This window comes from Mongoliimonas terrestris (genome assembly GCF_001927285.1).
Classification (GTDB): Bacteria; Pseudomonadota; Alphaproteobacteria; order Rhizobiales; family Pleomorphomonadaceae; genus Chthonobacter; species Chthonobacter terrestris.
On record NZ_MSIG01000030.1, the window covers coordinates 1 to 17,473 of the forward strand.

Below are 17,473 nucleotides of genomic sequence, written 5' to 3' on the forward strand. Positions count from 1 at the left end.
ACCGTCGGTGCGGGCGTGGTCGCGTCCATTATCGAGTGATCCGGCCCGGACCGGCGTTCGCCGGCCCGCCGCGGATGGGCATCGAGTGATCCGGCTCGGACCGGCCTTCCGCCGGTCCGCCTCGGATGGGCATCGAGTAATCCGGCGCGGACTGGCGTTCGCCGGCCCGCCTCGGATGGGCATCGAGTGATCCGGATCGGACCAGCTTCGGCCGGTCCGCCTCGGGCTGCATCGCAGGGTCAGGTCCGCTTGACCGCGTCGCGGCAGTCCACACGAAAATTGCTTCGGCGGCTTGCCGCCGGGGCCAGAATCGGCAAGAAGAACGGCGCGGAAGCGCTTGATCGGCGCACCGGTTCGGATATAAGCGTTTCGGGTTCGCGTGAAGCGGACTTCGGAGGGGTATAGCTCAGTTGGTAGAGCGGCGGTCTCCAAAACCGCAGGTCGTAGGTTCGAGCCCTGCTGCCCCTGCCATTTCGCCCTTGCGCGGCTGGCCCGGACGCTATAGATAACAGTTTCCTGATCGAGGCGCGCTGGGCCAGGCTCCTGCGCGCCCGACTGTCATGAGCGGGCGGATGGCCAAGACCAACCCAATACAGTTCCTGCAGCAGGTGCGCTCCGAGGCCGCGAAGGTGACGTGGCCGACCCGGCGCGAGACGGCGATCACGACCACCATGGTGTTCATCATGGCGGCGGTCGCGGCTGTCTTCTTCCTGCTCGTCGACCAGATCCTCGCGTTTGGAGTCGGGCTGCTGCTCGGCGTCGGCGGCTGACGTTCAGAGCGGCGAAGGAACACGCATCATGGCCAAACGCTGGTACATCGTCCACGCCTATTCCAACTTCGAGAAGAAGGTGGCGGACAGCATTCGCGAACAGGCGGCGCAGCGCGGTCTCGAACACCTGTTCGAGCAGATCCTGGTGCCGACCGAGAGCGTGGTGGAAGTGCGCCGCGGCCGCAAGGTCAACGCCGAGCGCAAGTTCTTCCCCGGCTACGTCCTCGTGCGCATGGACATGACGGACGAGGCCTACCACCTCATCAAGAACACCCCGAAGGTGACCGGGTTCCTGGGCAGCGACAGCAAGCCCGTCCCGATCCCCGACCGCGAGGCGGAACGCATCCTCCACCAGGTGGAGGAGGGCGTCGAGCGTCCCAAGCCGTCGGTCACCTTCGAGATCGGCGAGCAGGTGCGCGTCTCCGACGGCCCGTTCGCCTCCTTCAACGGCCTAGTGGAAGAGGTCGACGAGGAACGGTCCCGCCTCAAGGTGGCGGTGTCGATCTTCGGCCGCGCCACCCCGGTCGAACTGGAATACGGCCAGGTCGAAAAGGTCTGACCGTCATACGGCCACCCCCTCGCGGGCCGGCCGAACCCCGTGGGAGATCCTCTCTGCTGATCGCCGGCAGAACCAGGGGTCTTGACCACGACCTCCGTCCGCGGGCCCCAAGCCCCGGTTCTGAACAGGAGCACGTCAATGGCGAAGAAGATTACCGGCTACCTGAAGCTTCAGGTAAAGGCCGGCTCGGCGACCCCGTCGCCCCCGATCGGTCCCGCGCTGGGTCAGCGCGGCCTCAACATCATGGAATTCTGCAAGGCGTTCAACGCGCAGACGCAGGGCATGGAAAAGGGGATGCCCATCCCCGTCCAGTTCACGATCTACGCGGACCGCTCCTTCACCTTCAAGCTGAAGACCCCGCCGGTTTCCTACTTCCTGAAGCAGGCCGCTGGCGTCACCTCCGGGTCGAAGACCCCGGGCAAGGGTGCCGCCGGGTCCGTGACCCGGGCGCAGGTGCGTGAGATCGCCGAGAAGAAGCTCGCCGACCTCAACACCGACACCGTCGATGCAGCTGCGCTCATGGTCGAGGGCTCCGCCCGCTCCATGGGCCTTGAGGTCGTGGAGTAACGCGGATGCCGAAGATCGCAAAGCGCCTCGCGGCCACCCGCGCCGGGCTCGACCCGAACAAGCTCTATCCGCTGACCGAGGCCCTCGGCCTCGTCAAGGAGCGGGCCACCGCCAAGTTCGACGAGACCGTCGAGCTCGCCATCAACCTCGGCGTCGACCCGCGCCACGCGGACCAGATGGTCCGCGGCGTGTGCCAGCTGCCGAACGGCACCGGCCGCACCGTGCGCGTCGCCGTGTTCGCCCGTGGTGCCAAGGCTGACGAAGCCAAGGCCGCCGGCGCGGACATCGTCGGAGCCGAGGACCTGGTTGAGACCATCCAGGGCGGCACCATCGACTTCGACCGCGTGATCGCCACGCCGGACATGATGCCGCTCGTCGGCCGCCTCGGCAAGGTGCTCGGTCCGCGCGGCCTGATGCCGAACCCGAAGGTCGGCACGGTCTCCCAGGATGTCGCCGGCGCGGTCAAGGCCGCCAAGGGCGGCGCCGTGGAGTTCCGCGTCGAGAAGGCCGGCATCGTCCATGCGGGCGTCGGCAAGGTCTCGTTCGGCGCCGACGCGCTGGCCGAGAACATCCGCGCCTTCATCGACGCGGTGCAGAAGGCCCGGCCGACCGGCGCCAAGGGCGTCTATCTTCAGCGCATCTCGGTGTCCTCCACCATGGGCCCGGGCCTGAAGGTTGAACTTTCGTCCGTCGCCCAGGGCTGAGCCCCGGGGAACGGATCCTGACTTCCCGCCGGGCGACCGGCGGGTGACCCGGCCGACGGGGACGATCCTCAGATGAGGGTTGTCTCCGTGGGCCAAAACCTGTCCGAGACTGCAGGTACCGGACCTTCGGGTCTGGCCTAAGCCGTTCCGGGCCGGTCCATCACCGCTTTTACGGGCGGCGGACTGGCTGGGGCCTGCATGAGACGGGAGTGGAGTTGCCGAATTTTCGAGCGCCGCGAGGCGCGCGGGAGGGCGGTTCGAACACTCTTGCCGTTGCCGACCGGATCCTCCGGGCGGGCTGGCGGACAGGCACGCGAGCGTCGCTGGACGCCTTGAGGGCTTCGCGAGAAGCCGGAGGGGATCATCGTCCGGTGGCAATGGCAAACCGGCGGCGGGGGAATGAGCCCTCGTCGTCAACTGGAGACAGGCAGTGGAAAGAGCGGAAAAGCGCGAACTGGTCGCGACGCTCAACACCTCGTTCAAGGACGCGGGTGTGATCGTCGTCGCCCACTACCAAGGCCTTACCGTCGCCGACCTGCAGGTGCTGCGCGCCCGCATGAAGGACGCAGGCGGCAAGGTCAAGGTCGCAAAGAACCGCCTCGCCAAGCTTGCTCTTCAAGGCACGGATGCCGCCCACATCGCGGACCTCTTCAAGGGTCCGACGGTCATCGCCTATTCGGCGGACCCGGTGGCGGCGCCCAAGGTCGTGTCCGATTACGCCAAGACGAATGACAAGCTCGTCATTCTCGGCGGCGCGATGGGGCGGACCAATCTGGACCCGAACGGCGTGAAGGCTCTGGCCACCATGCCGTCGCTCGACGAACTGCGCGCGAAGCTGGTGGGCATGATCCAGACCCCCGCCACCCGCATCGCAGGCGTCGTCCAGGCGCCGGCGGCACAGCTCGCCCGCGTTTTCGGGGCCTATGCCAAGAAGGACGAAGCGGCGTGAGGCCGTTCGACCTGAACAAGATCCAGTGTTCGAACCTACTCTGTTAAGGAACTCGTAAAATGGCTGATCTCAGCAAGCTGGTTGAAGAGCTGTCGTCCCTGACCGTCCTGGAGGCCGCCGAGCTCTCCAAGATGCTCGAAGAGAAGTGGGGCGTCTCCGCCGCCGCTCCGGTCGCCGTGGCGGCTGCCGGCGGCGGCGCTGCGGCTCCGGCCGCGGTCGAGGAAGAGAAGACCGAGTTCGACGTCATCCTGACCGATGCCGGCGACAAGAAGATCAACGTGATCAAGGAAGTGCGCGCGATCACCGGCCTTGGCCTCAAGGAAGCCAAGGACCTGGTCGAGGGCGCTCCGAAGGCGGTCAAGGAAGCCGTGTCCAAGGACGAGGCTGCCAAGATCCGCAAGCAGCTCGAGGAAGCCGGCGCCAAGGTCGACGTCAAGTAATCGACCTTCGCCGAAGATCGCGTGGGCGGCTCGTGGAACGGGCCGCCCGCGCATCCGTGTCCCGGAATGGTGCCCGGGAACGTCGCATGAAGCGCGCCGCGTCAGGCGCGCGCATTGAAGTGACGCGTCGGTGACGACGCAGAGATGATCGGGCTGCCCCGAGCCTTGTCCGCCTTGACCGAGACGACGCTCGTCAAGGCGCAAGGTTCCGGACAGCCGATCCGGATGATACGAGGGAAGCGATGGCGCAGACGTTCAACGGCCGCAGGCGGATCCGGAAATTCTTCGGAGATATCCGCGAAGTCGCTGAGATGCCGAACCTCATCGAGGTTCAGAAGGCGTCCTATGACCAGTTCCTCTTGATCGACGAGCCGAACGGCGGCCGGCCGGAAGAAGGACTCCAGTCCGTCTTCAAGTCCGTGTTCCCGATCTCGGACTTCGCCGGAACCGCATTCCTGGAGTTCGTGCGCTACGAGTTCGAGCCGCCGAAGTATGACGTGGACGAGTGCCGGCAGCGCGGGATGACCTTCTCCGCGCCGCTGAAGGTGACCCTGCGCCTCATCGTGTTCGATGTGGACGAGGATACCGGCGCCAAATCCGTCAAGGACATCAAGGAGCAGGACGTCTACATGGGCGACATGCCGCTCATGACGGACAACGGCACCTTCATCGTCAACGGCACCGAGCGCGTGATCGTCTCTCAGATGCACCGCTCGCCGGGCGTCTTTTTCGACCACGACAAGGGCAAGACCCACTCGTCGGGCAAGCTCCTGTTCGCCGCCCGCATCATCCCGTACCGCGGGTCCTGGCTCGACATCGAGTTCGACGCCAAGGACATCGTCTACGCGCGCATCGACCGTCGCCGGAAGATCCCGGTGACGTCGCTGCTGTTCGCGCTCGGGCTCGACGGCGAGGAGATCCTCAACACCTTCTACAACAAGATCGAGTACACCCGCGACAAGGACGGCTGGCGCATGCCGTTCGACGCGCAGCGCATGAAGGGCATGAAGGCGATCGGCGACCTGATCGACGCCGACACCGGCGAAGTCGTGGTCGAGGCTGGCCGCAAGCTCACCGCGCGCTCCGCCCGTCAGCTCGCCGACAAGGGCCTGAAGGCGCTGAAGGTCACCGACGAGGACCTCGAGGGCATGTACCTCGCGGACGACGTGGTGAACTTCGGCACCGGCGAGATCTACGCCGAAGCCGGCGACGAGATCACCGCCAAGATGCTCGCCCAGCTGATCGACCTCGGCTACACCGAGCTGTCGCTGCTCGACATCGACCACGTCAACACGGGTCCCTACATCCGCAACACGCTCGCGGTCGACAAGAACGCGACGCGCGAGGAGGCCCTGTTCGACATCTACCGCGTCATGCGTCCGGGCGAGCCCCCGACCATCGACACGGCGGAGGCCATGTTCCAGTCGCTCTTCTTCGACGCGGAGCGCTACGACCTCTCCGCCGTCGGCCGCGTGAAGATGAACATGCGCCTGGACCTCCAGTGCCCGGACACGGTGCGCGTCCTGCGCAAGGAGGACATCCTCGCCGTCATCCGCACGCTATTGGAGCTGCGCGACGGCAAGGGCGAGATCGACGACATCGACAACCTCGGCAACCGGCGCGTGCGTTCGGTCGGCGAGCTGATGGAGAACCAGTACCGCGTCGGTCTTCTGCGCATGGAGCGCGCCATCAAGGAGCGCATGTCGTCCGTCGACATCGACACCGTGATGCCGCAGGACCTGATCAACGCGAAGCCCGCGGCGGCCGCCGTGCGCGAGTTCTTCGGCTCGTCGCAGCTGTCGCAGTTCATGGACCAGACCAACCCGCTCTCCGAGATCACGCACAAGCGGCGTCTCTCGGCGCTCGGACCGGGTGGTCTCACCCGTGAGCGCGCCGGCTTCGAGGTGCGCGACGTCCACCCGACCCACTACGGCCGCATCTGCCCGATCGAGACGCCGGAAGGCCCGAACATCGGTCTGATCAACTCGCTCGCCACCTTCGCTCGCGTCAACAAGTACGGTTTCATCGAGAGCCCGTACCGCAAGGTCGTGGACGGCCGCGTGACCGACCAGGTCGTCTACCTGTCGGCCATGGAGGAGAGCAAGTACACGGTCGCCCAGGCGAACGCCGAGCTCGACGCCGAAGGCCACTTCGTCAGCGAATTCGTCATCTGCCGCCACGCCGGCGATGTGGCCCAGGTGCCGCGCGAGCGCGTCGACGCCATGGACGTGTCGCCGAAGCAGCTCGTCTCGGTCGCCGCGGCGCTCATCCCGTTCCTTGAGAACGACGACGCCAACCGCGCCCTCATGGGCTCGAACATGCAGCGTCAGGCCGTGCCGCTGGTGCGCGCCGAGGCGCCGTTCGTCGGCACCGGCATGGAGCCGGTGGTGGCGCGCGATTCCGGCGCGGCCATCGGCGCCCGCCGGTCCGGCGTGGTCGACCAGGTGGACGCGACCCGTATCGTCATCCGGGCGACCGCCGACCTCGACCCCACCAAGTCGGGCGTCGACATCTACCGGCTGATGAAGTTCCAGCGGTCGAACCAGAACACCTGCATCAACCAGCGTCCGCTGGTGCGCGTGGGTGACGTGATCGCCAAGGGCGACATCATCGCGGACGGTCCGTCGACCGACCTCGGCGATCTGGCCCTCGGCCGGAACGTGCTCGTCGCCTTCATGCCCTGGAACGGCTACAACTTCGAGGACTCCATCCTCCTCTCCGAGAAGATCGTCTCCGACGACGTCTTCACCTCGATCCACATCGAGGAGTTCGAGGTGATGGCCCGCGACACCAAGCTGGGTCCGGAGGAGATTACGCGCGACATTCCGAACGTGTCGGAAGAGGCGCTGAAGAACATGGACGAGGCCGGCATCGTCTACATCGGTGCCGAGGTGCAGGCGGGCGACATCCTCGTCGGCAAGATCACGCCGAAGGGCGAGAGCCCGATGACGCCGGAGGAGAAGCTCCTCCGCGCCATCTTCGGCGAGAAGGCCTCCGACGTGCGCGACACCTCGCTCCGTGTTCCCCCGGGCGTGACCGGCACCGTCGTGGAAGTGCGCGTCTTCAACCGCCACGGCGTGGAGAAGGACGAGCGCGCCATGGCGATCGAGCGCGAGGAGATCGAGCGCCTCGCCAAGGACCGCGACGACGAGCAGGCGATCCTCGACCGCAACGTCTACGGCCGCCTGCGCGACATGCTCATGGGCAAGGTCGGCATCGCCGGCCCGAAGAACTTCCGCAAGGACCAGGAGATCGACCAGGAGCGCCTGGACGAGTATCCCCGGTCGCAGTGGTGGCAGTTCGCGGTCGCCGACGACCAGGCGATGAGCGAGATCGAGGCCCTGCGCAAGCAGTATGACGAGAGCCGCAAGCGCCTGGAGCAGCGCTTCATCGACAAGGTGGAGAAGCTGCAGCGGGGCGACGAACTGCCCCCGGGCGTGATGAAGATGGTCAAGGTCTTCGTCGCGGTGAAGCGCAAGATCCAGCCGGGCGACAAGATGGCCGGCCGGCATGGCAACAAGGGCGTGGTTTCGCGCATTGTCCCGGTGGAGGACATGCCGTTCCTTGAGGACGGCACCCACGTGGACATCGTGCTCAACCCGCTCGGCGTGCCGTCGCGCATGAACGTGGGGCAGATCCTGGAGACCCATCTGGGCTGGGCTTGCGCGGGCATGGGCCGCCGGATCGGCGAGATGCTGGACGCCTACCGGCGCTCCGGCGAGATCGCCGAACTGCGGGCCGGCATCGCGGAGACCTTCGAGGGCTCGACCAAGACCGAGAAGGTGCGCGAGTTCGACGACGAGTCCGTCGTGCGCCTTGCCGAGCAGGTGCGGCGCGGCGTCTCGATCGCCACGCCGGTGTTCGACGGCGCGCGCGAGCCGGACATCGTGGAGCTCCTGGATCTTGCCGGTCTCGACCGGTCGGGTCAGGTGACCCTCTATGACGGGCGCACGGGCGAGAGTTTCGACCGCAAGGTGACTGTCGGCTACATCTACATGCTGAAGCTGCATCATCTGGTGGACGACAAGATCCACGCCCGCTCCATCGGCCCCTACTCGCTCGTCACCCAGCAGCCGCTGGGCGGCAAGGCGCAGTTCGGTGGCCAGCGCTTCGGCGAGATGGAGGTCTGGGCACTCGAAGCCTACGGCGCGGCCTACACGCTGCAGGAGATGCTGACGGTGAAGTCGGACGACGTGGCCGGCCGCACCAAGGTCTACGAGGCGATCGTCCGCGGCGACGACAGCTTCGAGGCCGGCATCCCGGAAAGCTTCAACGTGCTCGTGAAGGAAATGCGCTCGCTCGGTCTCAACGTCGAGCTGATCAATTCCAAGGACCGGCTGGCCAACGACGCCGACCGGCCCGCGGACGCGGCGGAGTGATCCGCCGCGCCAAGACCACATGAACGACGTGAGGCTGCCGGATTTTCGTCCTAGAGCGCTTTCCGACCTGACGAAATCGTCAGAAATCGCTCCAGGACCATAATCCTGAAGCATTCTCTCATCGATCAAGTCAGGCAACTTGATCGGAGAATGTTCCAGGACGTCCGCCAGCAGACGCCGTTCCGGCGACCGCGGCCCCCGCCGCCGCGATCGCCAAGACTTCGCGTGAGACCACCGCGCGTACCGAGACCGCGACCCGGAATTCCGGCAGTCCGTCCACGAGCGCCCTTTGCGCCGGATCCGGACCTGCCCTTGAGGAGAGAGAGCCGATGAATCAAGAGGTCATGAACCTTTTCAACCCGCAGGCTCCTGTTCAGACGTTCGATCAGATCAAGATCTCGATCGCGAGCCCGGAAAAGATCCTTTCCTGGTCCTACGGCGAGATCAAGAAGCCCGAGACCATCAACTACCGCACGTTCAAGCCGGAGCGTGACGGTCTGTTCTGCGCGCGCATCTTCGGGCCGATCAAGGACTACGAGTGCCTGTGCGGCAAGTACAAGCGCATGAAGTACAAGGGCGTCATCTGCGAGAAGTGTGGCGTCGAGGTCACCCTGTCGCGGGTGCGCCGCGAGCGCATGGGCCACATCGAGCTCGCCGCGCCGGTCGCCCACATCTGGTTCCTGAAGTCGCTGCCGAGCCGGATCGGTCTCCTGCTCGACATGCCGCTGAAGGACCTGGAGCGGATCCTCTACTTCGAAAACTACGTGGTCACGGAGCCCGGCCTCACCCCGCTGAAGCTGCACCAGCTTCTGTCTGAGGAGGATTACATCCGTGCCCAGGACGAGTACGGCGACGACAGCTTCACCGCCCTCATCGGCGCGGAGGCGATCCGCGAGCTGCTGCAGTCGCTCGATCTCGCCAAGCTCGCCGAGAAGCTGCGCATCGAGATCTCCGAGTCCACCTCGGAGCTTAAGCCCAAGAAGCTCGCCAAGCGCGTGAACATCATCGAGGCCTTCATCCAGTCCGGCAACAAGCCGGAGTGGATGGTCATGTCGGTGATCCCGGTCATCCCGCCGGACCTGCGCCCGCTCGTCCCGCTGGACGGCGGCCGCTTCGCCACGTCCGACCTGAACGACCTCTACCGCCGCGTCATCAACCGCAACAACCGCCTGAAGCGCCTCATCGAGCTGCGTGCGCCGGACATCATCATCCGGAACGAGAAGCGCATGCTCCAGGAGGCGGTGGACGCGCTGTTCGACAACGGCCGGCGCGGCCGCGTCATCACGGGCGCCAACAAGCGTCCGCTGAAGTCGCTCTCCGACATGCTGAAGGGCAAGCAGGGCCGCTTCCGCCAGAACCTCCTCGGCAAGCGCGTCGACTACTCCGGCCGCTCGGTCATCGTGGTCGGCCCGGAAATGAAGCTGCACCAGTGCGGCCTGCCGAAGAAGATGGCGCTCGAGCTCTTCAAGCCGTTCATCTACTCGCGGCTCGACGCCAAGGGCTACTCGTCCACCGTGAAGCAGGCGAAGAAGCTCGTCGAGAAGGAGCGCCCCGAGGTCTGGGACATCCTCGACGAGGTGATCCGCGAGCATCCGGTGATGCTGAACCGCGCCCCGACGCTGCACCGCCTCGGCATCCAGGCGTTCGAGCCGGTCCTCATCGAAGGCAAGGCGATCCAGCTGCATCCGCTCGTCTGCTCGGCCTTCAACGCCGACTTCGACGGTGACCAGATGGCCGTGCACGTTCCGCTGTCGCTCGAAGCGCAGCTGGAAGCGCGCGTGCTAATGATGTCGACCAACAACATCCTGCACCCGGCCAACGGTTCGCCGATCATCGTGCCGTCGCAGGATATCGTGCTCGGCCTCTACTATCTGTCGATCATGAACGACGGCGAGCCCGGCGAGAACATGGCGTTCGCCGACATGGGCGAGCTCCAGCACGCGCTCGACACCAAGACCGTGACCCTGCACACCAAGGTGCGCGGTCGCTTCAAGACCATCGACAAGGACGGCAACCCGGTCTCCAAGATCTACGAGACCACGCCGGGCCGTATGATGATCGGGCAGCTGCTGCCCAAGCATCACAACGTGCCGTTCGACGTCTGCAACGAGCTGATGACGAAGAAGAAGATCTCCGCGATGATCGATGCCGTGTACCGGCATTGCGGTCAGAAGGAATCGGTCATCTTCTGCGATCGCATCATGGCGCTCGGCTTCCGCGAGGCCTGCCGCGCGGGCATCTCGTTCGGCAAGGACGACATGGTGATCCCGGACACCAAGGCCAAGCTGGTCGAGGAGACCCGCTCGCTGGTGAACGACTACGAGCAGCAGTACTCCGACGGCCTGATCACCCAGGGCGAGAAGTACAACAAGGTGGTCGACGCCTGGGCCAAGTGCACCGACCGTGTCGCCGACGAGATGATGAAGCGCATCTCGGCCGTGCGGAAGGACGATGCCGGCCGCACCATGAAGATGAACTCCATCTACATGATGAGCCACTCGGGCGCCCGCGGTTCGCCGGCGCAGATGAAGCAGCTCGCCGGCATGCGCGGCCTCATGGCCAAGCCGTCGGGCGAGATCATCGAGACGCCGATCATCTCGAACTTCAAGGAAGGCCTCTCCGTGCTCGAGTACTTCAACTCGACGCACGGCGCCCGCAAGGGTCTGGCCGACACCGCCCTGAAGACCGCCAACTCGGGCTACCTGACCCGTCGTCTCGTCGACGTGGCGCAGGACTGCATCATCACCGAGGTGGACTGCGGCGCGGCCGACGAGGGCCTGCGCATGCAGGCGATCGTCGACGCCGGCCAGGTGGTCGCCACGCTCGGCGCCCGCATTCTCGGCCGTACCGCCGCGGAGGACATCCTCGTCCCGGCGACCGGCGAGGTGGTGGTGCCGAAGGGCAAGCTGATCGAGGAGCGCGACGTCGAGAAGGTCGAGAAGGCTGGCGTCCAGTCTGTCAAGATCCGCTCGGTGCTCACCTGTCAGACCAAGGTGGGCGTCTGCGCCAAGTGCTATGGTCGCGATCTGGCGCGCGGCACGCCCGTCAACATGGGCGAGGCCGTCGGCGTGATCGCGGCCCAGTCCATCGGCGAGCCGGGCACCCAGCTCACCATGCGCACCTTCCACATCGGCGGGACGGCGCAGGTGGTGGACTCGTCCTTCATCGAGTCCAACTTCGAGGGCACCATCAAGATCCGCAACCGCAACGTGGTGCGTGACTCTGACGGCAAGCTCATCGCCATGGGCCGCAACCTCGCGGTCGTGGTGGTGGACGAGGCCGGCAACGAGCGCTCGACCCACCGCGTTGTCTACGGTGCCCGCCTGCACGTGGACGATGGCGACAAGATCCGCCGCGGCCAGCGCATCGCCGAGTGGGATCCCTACACCCGCCCGGTGCTGACCGAAGTGGAAGGCATTGTCGGCTACGAGGATCTGGTGGAAGGCGCGTCCGTGTCGGAGACGACCGACGAGGCGACCGGCATCACCAAGCGCGTGGTCATCGACTGGCGCGGCTCGTCGCGCACGTCCGACCTGAAGCCCTCGATGGTGATCAAGGGCTCGGACGGCAAGCCGCTCAAGCTCTCCAAGGGCGGCGACGCGCGCTACCAGCTGTCGGTGGACTCCATCCTCTCGGTGGAGCCGGGCTCGACGGTCCGTGCCGGCGACGTGCTGGCGCGTATCCCGCTGGAAAGCGCCAAGACCCGCGACATCACGGGCGGTCTGCCGCGCGTGGCGGAGCTGTTCGAGGCGCGTCGTCCGAAGGATCACGCCATCATCGCCGAGATCGACGGCACGATCCGCTTCGGCCGCGACTACAAGAACAAGCGTCGCGTCATCATCGAGCCGCACGACGCCTCTCTGGAGCCGCGCGAGTACCTGATCCCGAAGGGCAAGCACTTCCATCTGCAGGAAGGCGACATCGTGGAGAAGGGCGACTACATCGTCGACGGCAACCCGGCGCCGCATGACATCCTGGCGATCAAGGGCGTGGAGGCTCTCGCGGCCTACCTCGTCAACGAGATCCAGGAGGTCTACCGGCTCCAGGGCGTGGTCATCAACGACAAGCACATCGAGGTGATCGTCCGCCAGATGCTCCAGAAGGTCGAAGTCACCGAAGGTGGCGACACCGACCTGATGGGCGGCGACCAGGTGGACCGGATCGAGTTCGACGACATCAACGCCAAGGTGGTCGAGGAGGGCAAGAAGCCCGCCGTCGCCCATCCGGTGCTCCTTGGCATCACCAAGGCGTCGCTGCAGACCCGGTCCTTCATCTCGGCGGCGTCCTTCCAGGAGACCACCCGCGTCCTCACCGAGGCGGCGGTCAACGGTAAGGCCGACACGCTGGAAGGCCTGAAGGAGAACGTCATCGTCGGCCGCCTCATCCCGGCCGGCACCGGCGGCATGATGTCCAAGATCCGCCAGGTCGCGACCCGTCGCGACGAGCTCATCCTCGACGAGCGCCGCAAGGACGCTCTCGGCGAGGGCGGCCAGACCCCCGTCGGCGAACTCGCCACGACGCCCTCCGCGGCCGAGTGAGCGGGGTCCTGATCGGGGAAATCGCCTGAACGATCAAGGGGCCGCGGCATCAGCCGCGGCCCCTTTCTTTTCTGTGTCCGAACTGTCGGCCCACTCCGTCACGCCGGCTCCACCGCCCGCCTGTAGAGGTGCCACGTCGTGTGGCCGAGGATGGGGAGGGTTATCAGAAGCCCCAGCATCATCGGCACGGCGGAGACGATCAGTGTCGCCACCACCACCGCCGCCCAGGCGATCATCGGCTTGGGGCTGGTCACGACCGTCTTCACGCTGGTGATCATCGCCGTCACCACGTCGGCGTCCCGGTCGAGGAGGAGCGGGAAGGAGATCACCGTCAGCGAGAAGACCAGGATGGCGAGCGCGGCGCCCACCACATGGCCGACCGCCAGGAATAGCCAGCCGTCCACGGTCGTGAAGATCACCGTCAGGAAGCCGCCCAAGCTGGAGAAGGACTGGAAGCCGAGGAAGAGCGCGAGCAGCAGGCGGATCTGGTACATCCACATCAGGAAGACGAAGAGTGTCACGAAAGCCATCTGGGCGAGTTGCCGACCGCTCTGGGCATAGACGGCACCGAGCACCACGCCCCAGCCGAGCGGCAGGCCCAGTTCCAGGCGCCGGCTCACCTCGTAGAGCCCGACCGCCACGAACGGTCCGATGAGCGCGAAGCCGGCCGCGAGCGGGTAGGCGAGCCAGGGCATGGCCAGGGTCGAGACCGCGACGATCAGGAAGAGGCCGCCGAAGGCGTAGATGGCCCCGAAGAAGAGGCCGTAGGCCGGCGCCCGGCGAAAATCCTCCACGCCGGCGAGAAGCGCCGCACGGATGTCGTCGATGCCGACCGGACGCACGACAGGCATGCGGTAGGCCGGTGTCGGCTGGCTGAGGTCGGTCATGGCGGGCCCCCGATATCGGATGCGAGCGATCCGATCCGGATCGGCTGAACCGATTGAACCATCGGCCCTGCTCCGGTAACAAGTTCGCGGAAACCCGGTCCCGGTCGGTTCCGAGCTTTCAAAGGGCAGGGGATGTGGCCCGTTGGACGGGGCGGACCGCAAGGATCCGGGAAAACCGCCAAGGCGCCCTTGACCTTTGGGCGAGTCGTGAGTAAGTTCCGCGCCACTGAGCGGATAGGTCCGTAAGGCCTCACGCATCCAGCGCGACTCGCGGCGGATGGAAAGGTCCTTAAACACTATCCCGGTTCCGATGGTGAGAGCAGTTGCACGCACGATCGGCGTCCCACAAGGGCGTTGATCCTCTGCTTCCTCCAGCGCCGTTCGTGGATCTTCCACGTTAACGGTGCGCTTCGTTTTGTGCGGACGAGCGAATCGGGGAAGTGGAAACGGGCTGGGACCGCCCCGCAGGGCGCCGCAAGGCGGCCTCAAGTGGGTTCCGCGAGTGAAGAAGAAGAGGTCGCACGGCGCATCCGAGATCGCGCCGGGGCCTCGCGAGATTGAAGGGCTTAGGATGCCGACGATCAACCAGCTGATCCGCAACGCGCGGAAGGCCCCGCCGAAGCGGAACAAGGTGCCGGCCATGGAGGCCTGCCCCCAGAAGCGCGGCGTGTGCACCCGCGTCTACACCACGACCCCGAAGAAGCCGAACTCGGCGCTTCGCAAGGTCGCCAAGGTGCGCCTGACCAACGGCTTCGAAGTGATCGGCTACATCCCGGGTGAAGGCCATAACCTTCAGGAGCACTCGGTGGTCATGATCCGCGGCGGCCGCGTGAAGGACCTTCCGGGCGTGCGCTATCACATCCTGCGCGGTGTGCTCGACACCCAGGGCGTCAAGAACCGCAAGCAGCGCCGTTCGCTCTACGGCGCCAAGCGTCCGAAGTGATCCGTCGGCCATCCGGCCGCACGAGATCCTCGGATCAACATCTTTTGAGAAAGTCGGAGACGTAAGGCATGTCCCGTCGTCACAGTGCCGAGAAGCGCGAGATCAACCCGGACCCGAAGTTCGGGGATCTCACCGTCTCGAAGTTCATGAACTCGATCATGCAGGACGGCAAGAAGTCGGTCGCCGAGGCGATCGTCTACGGCGCGCTCGACCAGGTCGAGGGTCGCACCCGTCAGAACCCGCTGCAGGTGTTCCACCAAGCGCTTCACAACGTGATGCCGCAGATCGAGGTCCGGTCCCGGCGCGTCGGCGGTGCCACCTACCAGGTGCCGGTCGAAGTGCGCACCGAGCGCCGTCAGGCGCTGGCGATCCGCTGGCTGATCACCGCCGCCCGCGGCCGCAACGAAAAGACCATGGTCGACCGGCTCTCCGGCGAACTCATGGACGCTTCCAACAACCGCGGCACCGCCGTGAAGAAGCGCGAAGACACGCACCGGATGGCCGAGGCCAACCGCGCGTTCTCGCACTATCGCTGGTAACGGCATTCGAGCGGAGAGACAGCCATGGCTCGCACGCACAAGATCGAAGACTACCGTAATTTCGGCATCATGGCCCACATCGATGCCGGGAAGACGACGACCACCGAGCGCATCCTCTACTACTCGGGCAAGTCGCATAAGATCGGCGAAGTCCACGACGGCGCTGCGACCATGGACTACATGGAGCAGGAGCAGGAGCGTGGCATCACGATCACCTCGGCTGCCACGACGACGTTCTGGAACGGCAAGCGGCTGAACATCATCGACACCCCGGGTCACGTGGACTTCACCATCGAGGTGGAGCGTTCGCTCCGCGTGCTCGACGGCGCCGTGTGCGTGCTGGACAGCAACCAGGGCGTCGAGCCGCAGACCGAGACCGTGTGGCGCCAGGGCGACAAGTACAAGGTGCCGCGGATTGTCTTCTGCAACAAGATGGACAAGACCGGCGCCAACTTCGACAACTGCCTGTCGGACATCCGTACCCGCCTCGGCGCGCGTCCGGTTCCGATTCAGCTGCCGATCGGCTCGGAGAACAACTTCAAGGGCATCGTCGACCTCGTCCGCATGAAGGCGGTCGTGTGGGAAGACGAGTCCCTCGGCGCCAAGTTCCATGACGAAGAGATCCCGGCCGACATGCAGGAGCGGGCCGAAGAGGCGCGCGCCGAGCTGATCGAGGCCGCCGTCGAGCTCGACGACACCGCCATGGAAGCCTACTTGGAAGGAAACATGCCGGACGAGGCGACCCTCAAGTCGCTCATCCGCAAGGCTGTCCGCACCTCCGCGTGGTTTCCGGTGCTTGCCGGTTCGGCGTTCAAGAACAAGGGCGTTCAGACGCTCCTCGACGCGGTCGTCGATTACCTGCCGTCGCCGGTCGAAGTGCCGCCGACCAAGGGCATCGACGTCAAGACCGAGCAGGAGATCGTGCGCAACTCGTCCGACGACGAGCCGCTCTCCATGCTGGCGTTCAAGATCATCGAGGATCCGTTCGGCATCCTGACCTTCGCCCGCATCTACTCGGGTTCGCTGCAGAAGGGCATCACCCTCCTCAACTCCACCAAGGAGAAGAAGGAGCGCATCGGCCGCATGGTTCTGATGCATGCCAACTCGCGCGAGGACATCGAGGAAGCCTACGCCGGCGACATCGTCGCCTTCGTGGGCCTCAAGGAGACCCGGACCGGCGACACGCTCTGCGATCCGCTGAAGCCGGTGATCCTGGAGAAGATGGAGTTCCCGGACCCCGTCATCGAGATGGCCGTCGAGGCCGCCACGAAGTCGGACCAGGAGAAGCTCGGCGTTGCCCTGCAGAAGCTGGCCTCGGAGGATCCGTCCTTCCGCGTGTCGACCGACCAGGAGTCCGGCCAGACCATCATCAAGGGGATGGGCGAGCTTCACCTCGACATCAAGATCGACATCCTTCGTCGTGCGCCGCACAACATCAAGGTCAATGTCGGCGCCCCGCAGGTGGCCTATCGCGAGACGATCCGCAAGAAGACCGAAATCGACTACACGCACAAGAAGCAGACTGGTGGTACCGGCCAGTTCGCCCGCGTGAAGTTCGTCGTCGAGCCGAACGAGATCGGCGCCGGCTTCCTGTTCGAGAACAAGATCATCGGCGGCGTGGTCCCGAAGGAATACGTCCCGGGCGTCGAAAAGGGCCTGAACTCGGTCATGACCTCCGGTCCGCTCGCCGGCTTCCCGGTGGTGGACGTCAAGGTCCAGCTGATCGACGGCGCCTACCACGAGGTGGACTCCTCGGCCATCGCCTTCGAGATCGCGTCCCGCGCGGCGCTTCGCGAGGCGATCGAGAAGGCCTCGCCGGCTCTTCTGGAGCCGGTGATGAAGGTCGAGTGCGTGTCGCCGGAAGAGTACGTCGGTTCGGTGATCGGCGACCTCAACTCGCGGCGCGGCCAGATCCAGGGCCAGGACATGCGCGGCAACGCGAACGTCATCACGGCGTTCGTCCCGCTCGCCAACATGTTCGGCTACGTCAACACCCTGCGTTCGATGAGCCAGGGGCGCGCCAGCTACACCATGCAGTTCGACCACTACGAGCAGGTGCCGGCTGCGGTCGCTCAGGAGGTTCAGGCGAAGTACGCCTGAGCCGCCAACCCGCAACGCTGACGCATCGCTTGAAGAATTCGATGGAGAGATCCTATGGGTAAGGAAAAGTTTGCGCGGACGAAGCCGCACTGCAACAT

At 65.6% G+C, this 17,473-nt stretch carries 12 protein-coding genes and 1 tRNA gene; 12 read left to right on the plus strand and 1 reads right to left on the minus strand.

The genetic code is table 11. From position 1 onward, the window contains the following. Positions 1 to 395 precede the first annotated feature (395 nt). The 9 genes from BUQ68_RS21995 (at position 396) to rpoC (ending at position 12,906) form a co-directional block, all read left to right on the plus strand. Positions 396 to 471, plus strand: a tRNA-Trp gene (locus BUQ68_RS21995). Between the two features lie 101 nt (positions 472 to 572). Beyond that, positions 573 to 770, plus strand: a complete 198-nt coding sequence (gene secE, locus BUQ68_RS22000; RefSeq protein ID WP_075218187.1) for a preprotein translocase subunit SecE — start codon at positions 573 to 575, stop codon at positions 768 to 770. A gap of 28 nt (positions 771 to 798) precedes the next feature. Continuing rightward, positions 799 to 1,329, plus strand: a complete 531-nt coding sequence (nusG, locus tag BUQ68_RS22005; RefSeq protein WP_075218188.1) for a transcription termination/antitermination protein NusG — start codon at positions 799 to 801, stop codon at positions 1,327 to 1,329. Positions 1,330 to 1,467: 138 nt separating this feature from the next. Continuing rightward, positions 1,468 to 1,896, plus strand: a complete 429-nt coding sequence (gene rplK / locus BUQ68_RS22010; protein ID WP_075218189.1) for a 50S ribosomal protein L11 — start codon at positions 1,468 to 1,470, stop codon at positions 1,894 to 1,896. A 5-nt stretch (positions 1,897 to 1,901) separates the two neighbouring features. Next, positions 1,902 to 2,600, plus strand: coding sequence for a 50S ribosomal protein L1 (gene rplA, locus BUQ68_RS22015; protein ID WP_075218190.1), 699 nt, complete (start codon positions 1,902 to 1,904; stop codon positions 2,598 to 2,600). Between the two features lie 430 nt (positions 2,601 to 3,030). Further along, a complete protein-coding gene (rplJ, locus tag BUQ68_RS22020) occupies positions 3,031 to 3,549 on the plus strand; it encodes a 50S ribosomal protein L10 (RefSeq protein WP_075218191.1) in 519 nt (172 codons plus the stop codon). Positions 3,550 to 3,608: 59 nt separating this feature from the next. Next, a complete protein-coding gene (gene rplL, locus BUQ68_RS22025; protein ID WP_075218192.1) occupies positions 3,609 to 3,989 on the plus strand; it encodes a 50S ribosomal protein L7/L12 in 381 nt (126 codons plus the stop codon). 242 nt (positions 3,990 to 4,231) lie between these two features. Next, complete coding sequence (rpoB, locus tag BUQ68_RS22030; protein ID WP_075218193.1) at positions 4,232 to 8,368, plus strand: DNA-directed RNA polymerase subunit beta; 4,137 nt, start codon at positions 4,232 to 4,234, stop codon at positions 8,366 to 8,368. Between the two features lie 329 nt (positions 8,369 to 8,697). Continuing rightward, positions 8,698 to 12,906 carry a DNA-directed RNA polymerase subunit beta' gene (rpoC, locus tag BUQ68_RS22035; RefSeq protein ID WP_075218194.1) on the plus strand — a complete coding sequence of 1,403 codons (4,209 nt, stop codon included), beginning with the start codon at positions 8,698 to 8,700 and terminating at the stop codon, positions 12,904 to 12,906. Positions 12,907 to 13,004: 98 nt separating this feature from the next. Here the strand turns inward: rpoC and BUQ68_RS22040 are convergent, their stop codons facing one another. Next, the gene (locus BUQ68_RS22040; protein WP_075218195.1) at positions 13,005 to 13,793 is read right to left on the minus strand and encodes a DUF2189 domain-containing protein; all 789 of its coding nucleotides are present in this window, start codon (positions 13,791 to 13,793) and stop codon (positions 13,005 to 13,007) included. 571 nt (positions 13,794 to 14,364) lie between these two features. Between BUQ68_RS22040 and rpsL the strand changes: the two genes are divergently transcribed. The 3 genes from rpsL (at position 14,365) to fusA (ending at position 17,375) form a co-directional block, all read left to right on the plus strand. After that, entirely contained in the window at positions 14,365 to 14,736 is a 372-nt protein-coding gene (gene rpsL, locus BUQ68_RS22045; RefSeq protein ID WP_075218196.1) for a 30S ribosomal protein S12, read from the plus strand. Between the two features lie 68 nt (positions 14,737 to 14,804). Further along, a complete protein-coding gene (gene rpsG / locus BUQ68_RS22050; RefSeq protein WP_075218197.1) occupies positions 14,805 to 15,275 on the plus strand; it encodes a 30S ribosomal protein S7 in 471 nt (156 codons plus the stop codon). 24 nt (positions 15,276 to 15,299) lie between these two features. Further along, the gene (gene fusA, locus BUQ68_RS22055; RefSeq protein ID WP_075218198.1) at positions 15,300 to 17,375 is read left to right on the plus strand and encodes an elongation factor G; all 2,076 of its coding nucleotides are present in this window, start codon (positions 15,300 to 15,302) and stop codon (positions 17,373 to 17,375) included. Positions 17,376 to 17,473: the final 98 nt, after the last annotated feature.